Below are 2,246 nucleotides of genomic sequence, written 5' to 3'. Positions count from 1 at the left end.
GTACCGGGGGCCGCCCCGGGCCCGGACGCGGACGTGGCGCCGGGCGCCCGCAGCGGCGCGGGTACCGCGCCAGGGGCGGGCACGGAGCCGGTCGGGTCCGCCGGTCCCGGCGGGCCGGGCGGAGCCGGAGAACCGGACGCCACGCCGGAGTCGACCCCGGTGCCGGTCCCGGTCCCGACCCCGGTGCCGGTACCCGGACCGGACGCGGGTGCCGGCGGGGTCTCCGGGGCAGGCGTGGCCTCCGGGACAGATGCGGACTCGGGCGTACCCGGCCCGTTCGTGTGTGCGGTCGTGCCGCCGTGCCATACGTCGGGTCCCTGACCGGCCCCCTGAGTCATCGACCCCTCCACCTTCGCGCCGCAGCCGTCCACCGTAGACCTCCTCCCTCGCCTCGGGCCGGGCGGCCCGCGAGCAGCGGCAGCGCGCTGGTCGTACGGCGGGGGCGTCCCGCTGGTCGGGAGCCGGTCCCCGGTGTCGTCCGCCCATCATAGGAACGCTGGTCGCGGCTTGTGACGCACCTGGGGTCCCGCATGTGGCGAGGTGAGCCGACGGGGTGTGAATTCCTCCTGAATTCTCCGGGGTCGTACCCCGTACGTTTCCCGTGGTCGACCGGATGGTCCGGGGATGTGGTCCGTGGATGGTCAGTCGGACGCGGGGGCGCGCGGCGCGCTCACGGTGGTGCGGGTGCCGCGGCGCTGCGACGAGGTCCGTACGATCAGGTCGGTCGGCATCACCTGCTGGACCGGGCGGGTGGGGCCGATGCCCTCGATGGTGTCGATGAGGAGCTGGATCACGGTGTTGCCGATCCGGCCGGGCTTGAGGGAGAGCGTGGTGATGGGCGGTTCGGTGGTGGCGTACACGGTCGACTCGCTGCAGCACACCAGCAGCAGGTCCTCGGGGACGCGCAGCCCGTACCGCCGCGCGGCGGCCAGCAGGTCGGTGCCGTTGGGGTCGAACAGGCCGTACACCGCGTCCGGGCGGTCCGGTCTGGCGAGCAGCCGGTCCGCGGCGATGGCCCCCGCGCAGGGGTCGTGCGCCGGATACGTCTCGTACACCGGGTCCTGGCCGACGCGCTCGCACCACTCCAGATAGGCGGTGGTGGACAGCCGGGTGTAGGTGTCGGTGCTGGTGCCCGTGAGCAGCCCGATACGGCGGGCCCCGGACTCCGCGAGGTGGTCGAGGAGCCCGGTGACGGCCTCCTCGTGGTCGTTGTCCACCCAGGCCGTGACCGGGAGGGAGCCGCTGGGGCGGCCGTCCGAGACGACCGGCAGCCCGGAGCGGACCAGCTCGCTGACGACCGGGTCCTGGTCGGAGGGGTCGATGACGACGGTGCCGTCCAGGGCGACGTTGGACCAGACGTCGAAGGGGCTGTGCCGGGCGGGTGCGGGCAGGATCACCAGGGCGTAGCCGCGGGCGAGGGCCGCCGAGGTGGCGGCGCGCGCCATCTCGGCGAAGTAGGCGAACTCCGTGAAGGTGAACGGTTCTTCGCCGTACGTGGTGACCGTGAGGCCGATGAGTCCTGATTTGCCGGTGCGGAGCGTGCGCGCCGCGGCCGACGGGCGGTATCCCAGCCGCTCCGCCACCTCGCGCACATGCCGCCGGGTGGCGTCCGGCAGCCTCCCCTTGCCGTTGAGCGCGTCGGAGACAGTTGTGATGGAGACACCGGCCGCGGCGGCGACATCCCTGATCCCGGCCCGCCCGTTCAGCCGGGAGCCGCCACGGGGCGGGCGGGCGGACTTCCGGCTCACCTGATGCTTCTCTGCTGCTGTCATGGCGACCCGATCGTAGGCCCGCAGACCCCTGGGCGAGGGGGCCTCACCACAAGATGGGGAAGGCACGATTCTGCATGAGCGACACCCGGCGGCGACCTTGGAATGTCGGGTCGCGACCGCGGTGGCCTGCGGAGTCGGCACAGGTGACAGCGGTTGCTTACGGGGTATCCACGAGGTCGCGAAGACGTCACAACTCACCTTCACGGGCGATGCGCGCCACCGCGCCCGCCACCAGCGCGAGGGCGTACGGCGCGGGATCCCCTCCCGGCCCGTACGCCGGGCGGGGGAATCCTCTTATGGTGAGCGGTATTCGGTGAGCGGCATCCGCCGACGGGCGGTGCCGGTCCCGGCCGGGCCGGGCGAGGAGCGAGGAGGACGAGCGGTGACTGAGCAGGGCGAGCACGGCGAGCACGGCGCGCAGGGCGCGCAGGGCGGGCAGGACGAGCACGGCGGCCAGGCCGGCCACGGCGGGCG

The 2,246-nt window shown here is 73.8% G+C and carries 2 protein-coding genes; both read right to left on the bottom strand.

Annotated features, from left to right (window positions below; genetic code table 11):
• Positions 1-641: 641 nt before the first annotated feature.
• The gene (locus tag G5C65_RS35810; protein WP_165303225.1) at positions 642-1,772 is read right to left on the bottom strand and encodes a LacI family DNA-binding transcriptional regulator; all 1,131 of its coding nucleotides are present in this window, start codon (positions 1,770-1,772) and stop codon (positions 642-644) included.
• A 187-nt stretch (positions 1,773-1,959) separates the two neighbouring features.
• On the bottom strand, positions 1,960-2,246 hold a 287-nt coding region (locus tag G5C65_RS35805; protein ID WP_165303224.1), incomplete at its 5' end, for a hypothetical protein.

Origin of the sequence: Streptomyces boncukensis, assembly GCF_011045075.1 — a bacterium.
Lineage (GTDB): Bacteria > Actinomycetota > Actinomycetes > Streptomycetales > Streptomycetaceae > Streptomyces > Streptomyces boncukensis.
The sequence above is the reverse complement of the archived record's forward strand: the minus strand, read 5'-3'. Positions and strand labels throughout refer to the sequence as shown.